Origin of the sequence: Spirillospora sp. NPDC046719 (genome assembly GCF_040645715.1) — a bacterium.
Classification (GTDB): domain Bacteria; phylum Actinomycetota; class Actinomycetes; order Streptosporangiales; family Streptosporangiaceae; genus Spirillospora.
On sequence record NZ_JBEYYT010000070.1, the window covers coordinates 21,883 to 30,620 of the forward strand.

At 72.7% G+C, this 8,738-nt stretch carries 9 protein-coding genes and 1 pseudogene; 1 reads left to right on the plus strand and 9 read right to left on the minus strand.

What is annotated here, in order from left to right; all coding sequences use genetic code 11:
• Positions 1–22: 22 nt before the first annotated feature.
• Together ABZ914_RS15150 and ABZ914_RS15155 are read right to left on the minus strand one after the other, a co-directional pair.
• Positions 23–388 carry a hypothetical protein gene (locus ABZ914_RS15150; protein ID WP_387021706.1) on the minus strand — a complete coding sequence of 122 codons (366 nt, stop codon included), beginning with the start codon at positions 386–388 and terminating at the stop codon, positions 23–25.
• A gap of 181 nt (positions 389–569) precedes the next feature.
• Complete coding sequence (locus ABZ914_RS15155; RefSeq protein WP_500193521.1) at positions 570–2,108, minus strand: alkaline phosphatase D family protein; 1,539 nt, start codon at positions 2,106–2,108, stop codon at positions 570–572.
• Positions 2,109–2,396: 288 nt separating this feature from the next.
• On the opposite strand from ABZ914_RS15155, the gene ABZ914_RS15160 reads away from it, so the two are divergent.
• A complete protein-coding gene (locus ABZ914_RS15160) occupies positions 2,397–2,783 on the plus strand; it encodes a cupin domain-containing protein (RefSeq protein ID WP_500193522.1) in 387 nt (128 codons plus the stop codon).
• Between the two features lie 37 nt (positions 2,784–2,820).
• Here the strand turns inward: ABZ914_RS15160 and ABZ914_RS15165 are convergent, their stop codons facing one another.
• The 7 genes and pseudogenes from ABZ914_RS15165 to ABZ914_RS15195 form a co-directional block, all read right to left on the minus strand.
• Positions 2,821–3,267, minus strand: a complete 447-nt coding sequence (locus ABZ914_RS15165) for a hypothetical protein (protein ID WP_500193523.1) — start codon at positions 3,265–3,267, stop codon at positions 2,821–2,823.
• 27 nt (positions 3,268–3,294) lie between these two features.
• On the minus strand, positions 3,295–5,193 hold the full coding sequence (locus ABZ914_RS15170) for a Vgb family protein (protein ID WP_500193524.1): 1,899 nt from the start codon (positions 5,191–5,193) through the stop codon (positions 3,295–3,297).
• Between the two features lie 192 nt (positions 5,194–5,385).
• Complete coding sequence (locus ABZ914_RS15175) at positions 5,386–6,087, minus strand: TetR/AcrR family transcriptional regulator (RefSeq protein ID WP_500193525.1); 702 nt, start codon at positions 6,085–6,087, stop codon at positions 5,386–5,388.
• Positions 6,088–6,274: 187 nt separating this feature from the next.
• Positions 6,275–7,642 carry a dicarboxylate/amino acid:cation symporter gene (locus ABZ914_RS15180; RefSeq protein ID WP_500193526.1) on the minus strand — a complete coding sequence of 456 codons (1,368 nt, stop codon included), beginning with the start codon at positions 7,640–7,642 and terminating at the stop codon, positions 6,275–6,277.
• 69 nt (positions 7,643–7,711) lie between these two features.
• Entirely contained in the window at positions 7,712–7,798 is an 87-nt protein-coding gene (locus ABZ914_RS15185; RefSeq protein WP_360747061.1) for a putative leader peptide, read from the minus strand.
• Positions 7,799–7,856: 58 nt separating this feature from the next.
• Entirely contained in the window at positions 7,857–8,063 is a 207-nt protein-coding gene (locus tag ABZ914_RS15190) for a hypothetical protein (protein WP_500193527.1), read from the minus strand.
• Positions 8,056–8,738: pseudogene (locus ABZ914_RS15195) on the minus strand (hypothetical protein); the annotation flags it as partial. The pseudogene ABZ914_RS15195 and the gene ABZ914_RS15190, both read right to left, overlap by 8 nt.

The following is an 8,738-nucleotide window of genomic DNA, read 5'->3' on the forward strand; positions in this document are numbered from 1 at the left end:
GGGCGGCCGGTCCGGCGCGGTGTCAGGGGGACGGGGTGCCGCAGGTCTTGGTGATGTCGTCGGTCGCCTTGCTGAAGCGGATCGCCTCGGAGTCGGACAACAGGTTCCGGCCGGTCTCGTCACCGCCGCTCTTCTTCAGCTTCGCGCCCACGTCCAGGACGACGTCGACCTGCCCGGCCAGGTGGTCGTCCTTCAGCTTCGGCCGGACGCGGCGCAGGGCGTCGATGATCCCCTGGACGTCGTCCGACTTCGCCGGGGTGCGCAGTGCGGCGGTGATCTTCGCGCAGTCGGCCTTCCGGTGGTCGCCTCCGCCGCCGGAACAGCCGGGGACGAGGAGGCACAGGGCGAGCGCCGCCACGGGCGGGACGAGGGTGCGCACGGGGTTCACAGGGACGATGATCCCAGGTCGTGGACTGTGCCCCGATCTGCGGGGTATGTGCGTTACGTGTTCGCCAGGTACCTGATCGTGACGGCGGTGCTCACCGTGATCGCGTACGTCCTGATCACCCGCTGACCGCCACCGGCCGCCGGAGGCCGCGCCGTGCCGGGGGCGCGGCCTCCGGAGCCCTTCAGCGGGCGGGGTTCAGCGTCTCGGTGTGCAGGACCTTTCCGTCCAGGTCGCGCAGACGGACGGTGAGCGCCGCCGAATCCGCGTCGATGTCGACCTCGCCGAAGAACTGGTAGCCCTCGGCGGGCGAGGTGTTGGCGTGCGGCGGCGCCTGGACGAATTTCGCCACCAGCCCGAACGTGCCGTCGAGGGCGTTCGGGCCGAACGCGCCGGCGTTCAGCGGGCCGGAGACGAATTCCCAGAACGGGTCGAAGTCCTTGAACGCCGCCTTGGACGGGTCGTAGTAATGGGCGGCCGTGTAATGGACGTCGGCCGTCAGCCAGACCGTGTTGCGGACATGGTTCCTCTTGATGTCGGAGAGGATCCCGGCGATCTCGCGCTCGCGGCCGAGCGGCGCGCCGGCGTCGCCCTGCGCGGCCGCCTCCTGCGCGGTGCCGTCGGGGACGACGAGGCCGATGGGCAGGTCGTTCGCGATGATCTTCCAGGTGGCGCGGGAACGGCGGAGCTCGCTCTTCAGCCAGGCGGCCTGCTCGGCGCCGAGCAGGCCGTCGCGCTGCGTCGGGGAGTCGTCCGCGTCGTTCGGCGACTTGTACGTGCGCATGTCCAGCATGAACACGTCGAGCAGCGGGCCGTAGGAGATCTTGCGGTAGATGCGCCCGCCCTTCGCCGCCGGAATGGCGATCGGCGTGTACTCGAAGGCGGCGCGGCGGGCCCGCGCTGACAGCACGTCCACCCGCTTCTCCGTGTACTGCGGCAGGTCCAGGATCTCGCCGGGGTACCAGTTGTTGAGCGTCTCGTGGTCGTCCCACTGGTACAGCATCGGGACCTGGGCGTTGAACGCGCGGAGATTGGCGTCTTCCAGGTTGTAGCGGAACTGGCCGCGGTATTCGGCGAGGGTCTGCGCGACGGCGGACTTCTCCGGGGTGGTGAGATTGCGCCACGTGGACCCGTCCGGCAGCTTCACCGTTTCGGAGAGCGGGCCGTCCGAATAGACCAGGTCGCCGCTGCACAGGAAGAAATCGGGGTCGACCGCGGCCATCGCCTTGAAGATGCGGTAGCCGCCGAGGTCGGGGTTGATGCCCCAGCCCTGCCCGGCGAGGTCGCCGGACCAGACGAACCGGATGTCCCGGCGGGTGCGCGGCGCCGTGCGCAGCCTGCCCGCCACCGGCTCGGACGCCAGGCCTCGGTCCAGGTCGTCCAGCCGGACCCGGTAGTGCAGCTCGCGGCCGGGCGGCAGGCCCCGCAGGAACGCCTTGCCGGTCAGGTCGGTGTCCGGGGTGAGGACGGGACCGCGCAGGGTCCGGGCGTTGCGGAAGTCGGGGCGGTCGCCGATCTCGACGAGCATCCGGGCGGGCCGGTCCGAACGCGCCCAGATCACGGCCTCGTTCGCGGTGACGTCGCCGCTCTGCACGCCGTGGGTGAGCCGCGGGCGGCCCGTCCGCAGCAGGCCGGCCGCGCGCGCCGGGCCGTCGTTCAGCAGGGCAAAAGCCGCTCCCGCGGTCGTCACGAGACCACCGCGCAGCACGGTCCGCCGGTCCATCGCAGACTCCGTTCCTTGATCCGTTACCGGACGGATGGTGACGGACCGGGACGGATCACGGGTGCACGGCGGGTGAACGGAGGCGTTCGGCTTGACAACCGTTGGTCACGGAGTGTCTCCTTGTTCCCATGCCAGCGCGCGTTCCCGCCGACAGCCCCGTGGCCCTCCGCCGCGTGGCCAGCGCGCTGTGTCCTGCCTGTAGCCGCTGATCATCCCGTTGCTCCCGGGTGGCGCTCACCCGGATCCGGCTCACACCAGGACATTCAGGACATGGTTCCCGATCTCACTATGCGTGGCCAGGACGACCCGCACGGCCGCACCGTCACCGCCCGCCCGCCCACCGTCGGGCAGCTCGCCGCCCGCGTCCGTGAACTGGCCGGTCACCCGTCCGGCTGGTGGCGCCGCGTCGTCTTCGACGAGGCCGGCCCGGTCCGCGTCGCGCTGGACGCTCCGGACGGCGTGCGGCTGTGGCTGACGACATGGCCGCCCGGCCACGGCGCGACCGTGCACGGGCAGGTCAGCACGCTGATCGCCGGCGAGCTGGCGGAGGTCGCGATGGCCGCGGACGGCGTCACGGAGCGGCCGCTGCGCGCCAACCGGATCCGCGTCCACGGCGGCCCGCAGACGTTCACGAACCCGGGCCCCGCCTTCGCCGTCAGCCTCCACGCCGCCTAGCGGCCGACCGCACGGGCGCCGCGAAGGCCCGCGCGGGTCAGCGGCGGTGGAGGGTGTCCCGGGGGCCGTTCCGCCAGCTGACGACGAGCGCGCCGGACCGCAGGACGGCGCGGCCGCTCGTCCGGGTCCGGGAGCCTTTCGCGCAGGTCAGCTCGATCCGCGCGGACGCGTCGATGGTGCCGCTGCAGAACCCGGGGGAGTTCAGCGCGGCCGCGCCCCGGTAGAGGTAGAGGGCGACCTTCTCGCCGCCCTTCGCGGACGTCCAGGTGCCGTCCAGCACGGTCTTCTTCTCCGCGCCGGGGCGGACGCCGTTGGTGACGACCGCCCCGGGCCTGGTCGGAAGCGGGGCGCTGCGGGAGGCGCCCCCGGACGGAGCGGTGCCCCCGCCGGACGGCGCGGCGCCGTCGTCCGAGCCGCTGCAGCCGGACGCCAGCAGGGCCAGGACGGCGAGACCGGCGAGACCGGCGAGGGCGGACCTCCGCATGTGCGCTCCTTCGGTGGTGCGGTGAGGTCAGTGCCGGGCCTTCAGCCGGAGCGTGACCTTCTTCGGGGCCTTGGCGACGTGCGCGGGCTTCTTCGCCGTCCGGGCCTTCTTGAGGAACTGGGTGGCCTTCGCCTTGGCCGTGGCGGACGGGGCGAGCCCCACCGGGACGTTGCTCGGGTTGATGCCGCCCGCGAGGCTCAGCACGCCGGTGAGCGACATGGAGTTCTTCGACTCGGGCGACGGCAGCCCCATCATCTGGTTGATGACGCCGTCGAGGATGCCGAACGGGCCGCAGCCCTTCGCGGCGGGCACGGCGACGGGCGCGCTGATCGAGACCTGCGCGGCGATCCAGGAGATCGCGTCGTCGAACGTCGGGGAGCCCGCGCTGAACGTGGGGGACAGGCTCGCGTTCAGCGGGCCGATCACGCAGGACGAGCCGAGCAGCTGGTTGTTGAGGTGGATGTTCAGCGACGCGTTCGCGCCGATGCCGCCGGCCAGCGACACGTGGATCGGGCCGTTGAGGGACTGCGTGACCGTCAGCTTGTTGACGTCCCACATCGCGGCGGGCGACTGGCCGAGGATCGGGCCGACGAGCGGGAGCTGGCCGATGAGGCCGCCGGGCACGTCCACCGGCGCGGACTCGAGCTGCTGCCCGACGACCGGCGGGGCGAGCACCGGGTCGCCGGTCGCGTCGGCGGCGCCGAGGTAGCCGGTGATGCGGATCGCGCCGGCCGGGAGCGTCTGCTTGAACGAGCCGATGGTGACGGCGCCGCCGGTGGTGACCTGCGTCTGGCAGATCTGCCCGGCCGGGCAGCGGTTCATGAAGGCGGCGGCGCCGTTCGGGTAGGCGCCGGGGATGAACGCGGGGACGGCCGGGTTCGGGTTGGCGGCCGGCGGCGCGGACGGGTCGAAGCGGCCGATCAGCCCGCGGCCCGGCTCGGTGATCCACAGGTCGCCGCCGGGCGCCGCGGTGATCTGGGCGGGCGCGGACAGCGTCTTCGGCAGCCCGTACTCCTGGATCGCGCCGCTCACCGGGTCGACGCTCGCGACGTTGCTGGTCGCGGACTCGGTCACCCAGAGCCTGCCGTCCTTGCCGGCGGCGATGCCGAACGGGCGGGAGTCGGCGATGGGGGTGCCGTACTCCTGGATCTCGTGGGTGGCGGGGTCGATGCTGCCGACCTTGCTCACGCCGGGCTCGGTGAACCAGAGCTTGCCGTCCGGGCCGGCGACGATGCCGCCGAGCGCCGGCGACCCGTTCCCGCCGGACGGCGTCCGGTAGGAGGTGACGGCTCCGGTGGCCGGGTCCAGCCGGCCGATGGAGCCGGACTTGTCGGTGAACCAGACGGCCTGGTCGGGGCCGAGGGCGACGGTCGAGGGGGCGAGGCCGGTGGCGTAGGCGGTGACGTTCCCGGACGGGTCGATCCTGCCGAGGGCGCCGGAGTAGCCGCCGGTGAACCACATCGTGCCGTTCTGCCCGGCGGTGATGCCGGCGATCTGCCCGTTGGCGAAGTTCACGTCGCCGGTGGTCGGGAGTTCGTAGGCGGTGGACCTGCCGGTGGCGGCGTCGACGCGGCCGACGCGCGGGACGGAACCGGACAGGTCGGTGAACCAGACCGTGCCGTCCGATCCGGTGGCCATCCCGTCGGGGATGCCCGCCAGCTTCTGCGAGTTCTCCGGGACGGGGTACTGGGTGACCTTGCCGCCGGCGTCGACGTGCCCGATGCCGCCGGCGTTCGCGGCGAACCAGGCGCCCCCGTCGGCGCCGGCGGTGATGCCGACCGGCACGACGTCCCCGACGGGCAGCGCGGTCTCGGTCACCCCGCCGGAGTCGGCGGAGGCCGCGGGCGCGTTGAAGGCGGCCAGGGCGGCCGTCCCGAGGACCGCGGCCAGCGCCAGCGACCCCGTCCTGCTGTGCCGATGGCGCATGCCATCGCCTCCCTTGGCGAGAAGTCCCCCGAGGCGGATGAGAAGTGATCGCGCACACACAAGATCCACTGGACACTAGAAACCCGTAGGTTTTTCACGTCAACGGGATCGGCGATCCTCGTCCGCATCCGGTCAGCGGGACAACCGGGGCCGCGGCGCGCGTGTCCCGGACCTGCGAAGAGAGCAACTGCGTCAGTATTCGCTGGTCAGATAGGGGGAGGCCGCCTCGCGGCCGATCAGCGGCAGCAGGACGAAATAGGTGAGGGCCGGCAGCAGCGACGGCAGCTCCTCCGCCTCGCCGGTCTCCATCTGCACGTGGATCGCGCTGTAGATCCCGCCCACGATCGCGTCGATCACCGCGACCGGGACCGGCGGCAGCGACGGGTCCTCGAAGAACCCGCGGAACCGGGCGAGGTTGTCGATCCGCGCCTGCCGCACCTGCGGGCCCGCCGCGTTCACCTCCACCAGCGACGCCCGCGCGAACCGCGGCTCCGCCGCGAGGATCGCGAGCATCCTGCGCAGCGCCGCCCGGATCCCGTCCGGCCACGACGGCGCCGCCTCGTACGCCTCGGTCATCCGCCGCAGCAGGATGTCCATGCCGCGCTGGTAGGCGGCCAGGAAGCAGTCGTCGAGATCGGTGAAGTGCGTGTAGAACGTCTTCTTCGTGACGCCCGCGCCCTCGGTCACCCGCCCGATCGTCGTGTGCGCGAACCCGCGCTCCGACACCACCTGCACGAACGCGTCGATGAGCCGCTCGCGCTGGATGCCGGCGACCGTCTCGGGCGACAGCCCGTGCCGCCCCGGCTTGATCGCGCGGCCGGGATCCAGGGCGGACCGCGAGCCCGGCAGCACGTCCGTGCCGCCGGCATCCGGGACACCGGGCTGCCCTGCCATCACACCTCGATCCCCGATCACCTGCCGTTGGGATCACACTACTTCGCGTTCCCATCGGAGGGGGATGTCCCGGTGGTGCGGCACGGGTCACACAAAGAACGCCCGCACCTGTCCGGTGCGGGCGTTCCCCGTGGAGGGAGGGGCGGTGTGCGCGCGGGGCGCTTCCCGCGCCCCCGGTACAAGCCGGTCAGGCGGGGACGGGCTCGGCCGCGCGGTCGCGGGTCGGCGCCTCCTCGGTCCCGCCGGTCCCGCCGGTCCCGCCGGTCCCGCCGGTCCCGTCCGGCGTGGACGGGGCCGACGTCAGCTCCTTCGGCGGGCCGTTGAACACGGCCTCGTCCAGCAGCCCCTCGGACCGCGCGACCAGCACCGGGACGGTGAGCTGTCCGGTGACGTTCAGCGCCGTCCGGGCCATGTCGATGACCTTGTCGATCGCGATCAGGTAGCCGACGGCCTGCAGCGGCAGCCCCACCGTGGTGAGGGTCAGCGTCAGCGCGACCAGCGCCGGGCCGGGCGTGCCGCCGGTGCCGAGCTGCCCGATCACCGCGGCCAGCGCGATCAGCGCGTAGTCGGCGATGCCCAGGTGGACGCCGGTGTACTGGGCGACGAACACCGCCGCGACCGCCGGGTAGATCGCGCCGCAGCCGTCGAACTTGATCGTCGCGCCGAGCGGCTGCGCGAAGTTCGCGTACTCCCGCTGGACGCCGTTGCGCTCGATCGACACCCGCTGCGCGATCGGCAGCGTCGCCAGCGAGGACGACGACACGAAGCCGAACTGGATCGCCGGCCAGGAGTTGCGCAGGAACTTCAGCGGGCTCACCCGCCCGAACGCGCGCAGCAGCACCGGGTACCCGACCAGCAGCATGATCGCGACGGCCAGGTAGATCGCGCCGGTGAACTTCGCCAGCGGCGCGAGCGAGCTCGGCCCGTAGGTCGCCACGACCGAGCCGATCAGGAAGAACGACCCGATCGGGGTGAGCCGCACGACCCACCACACGACCTTCTGCATCACGACGTACAGGTCGTCGATGAGGCTCGTCAGCCGCTCGCCGCGCGGCCCGATCGCGACCAGCGCCGCGCCGAACAGCACCGCGAACGTCACGACGCCGAGCACGTTGCCGTCCGCCATCGCCTTGACGATGTTGGAGGGGAACAGGTTGTGGAGCACCTGCGTCCAGGTGACGGGGTCGGTGGTGGCGGACTCGCTGGCGAGCTTCCCGAGCCCCTGGCCCGGCTTGATCAGCAGCGCGACGGTCAGCCCGATCGCGGTCGCGATCGCCGACGTCACCACGAACCAGCCGAGGGTCTTCGCGGTGAGCCGCGCGACGCTGCCGACGCCCCGGAGCCGGCCGACGCTCACCACGATCGCGGCGAACACCAGCGGCACCACGACGACCTTCAGCAGGCTGACGTAGACGTCACCGAACGGGTCGAGCCAGTCGGCGGCGGTCTTCTCGCCGCCGCCGAAGTTGTTGATCAGGGCGCCGGCGGCGACGCCGAGCACCAGCGACAGCACGATCTGCTGCCAGAACTGCCATTTCCAGACACGCGGATTCATCGAGGGGTTCTCCAGGGCAGCCGTGGACCGGCTGGAAAAAAAGGGGACGAGCGGTGGGCGCGGAGAGGCTCAGCGGCTACACAGCACGCTGGCGAGGCGACACAGGTCCACGTGCAGCCGCGCCACCAGCAGGACGCTCTTCCCGGAGAACTTCACGAATCCTTCGAACAGCCACCCCTGGAGCGGATGTTCCCGGCCCCGGGGGTGACTCCCGTCACCTCAGCCGCCTGCGGCGGGACCGGGTCAGCACCCGGACGGTCCCGACGACCCCCAGCCCGATGAGCACGACCGGCGCCATCACCGCCGTCTCGACGGCGTCCCCGCCGGACAGCCCGTCGGCCAGGAAGATCCCCGCGAGCGCGAGGAAGAAGATCCCCGTGACCGGCCCGGCCGGGTCGAACCTCCGACGCCCCTCAGACACGGTGCACGTCCACGTCCCCGACCTTGCCGCGGATGCGCAGGTCGATCTCGGGCGGGTTCTTCACGGCCGTCCCCTCCGGCTCCAGCACCCGCACGACCTTGGCGTTCGGGCCGCTCGTGGTGCGGTACTCGATGCGCAGGTCGCCGAGCGCGATCCGGGCGTCCAGCCGGACCCGGACGCCCTGCGGCACCCTGACCTCCATCCCGCCGAGGCCCACGCGGGCGTCGACCGAGACGCGCTGGCCCGTGGACAGCGGCAGCGCGGTCAGGTCCAGGGTGCCCTGGCCTACGCCGATCCGGTACTCCTGGTGCGTGCTGGTCGCGTTCATCGGCCGCCACTCCATGTCGCCGTACTTCAGGTTGTTCGGCAGGTCCGCCGCGGCCGAGGTGGCCAGCAGCGACAGGGCGAGCAGGGTCCCCGCGGCGGCGAGGCCGCGCGTCCGGAACCAGCCGCCGACGATCAGGCCCAGCCCGACGACCGCGAGCGCGGGCGCCATGACGATCAGCGCCGCCTCGGGCGCCGGGTACCCGCGGGCGACGGGGATCAGCGCGGCGCCGGCGGCCATCGCCGCCAGCAGCGTGATCGTCGCCGCGGGCGACTTCGGGGGCTGGCGCCGGCGCTGCGGCGGGGGGGGCGCGTCGCCGGGGTGCGCGGGCGGCGGCGCGGGGCGGGGGC

Coding starts and splice junctions, on each gene's coding strand:
- ABZ914_RS15155 (WP_500193521.1), bottom strand. CDS start 2,108: ATGGACCGGCGGACCGTGCTGCGCGGTGGTCTCGTGACGACCGCGGGA.
- ABZ914_RS15175 (WP_500193525.1), bottom strand. CDS start 6,087: ATGGCAGGGCAGCCCGGTGTCCCGGATGCCGGCGGCACGGACGTGCTG.
- ABZ914_RS15160 (WP_500193522.1), top strand. CDS start 2,397: ATGCGTGGCCAGGACGACCCGCACGGCCGCACCGTCACCGCCCGCCCG.
- ABZ914_RS15170 (WP_500193524.1), bottom strand. CDS start 5,193: ATGCGCCATCGGCACAGCAGGACGGGGTCGCTGGCGCTGGCCGCGGTC.
- ABZ914_RS15180 (WP_500193526.1), bottom strand. CDS start 7,642: ATGAATCCGCGTGTCTGGAAATGGCAGTTCTGGCAGCAGATCGTGCTG.
- ABZ914_RS15165 (WP_500193523.1), bottom strand. CDS start 3,267: ATGCGGAGGTCCGCCCTCGCCGGTCTCGCCGGTCTCGCCGTCCTGGCC.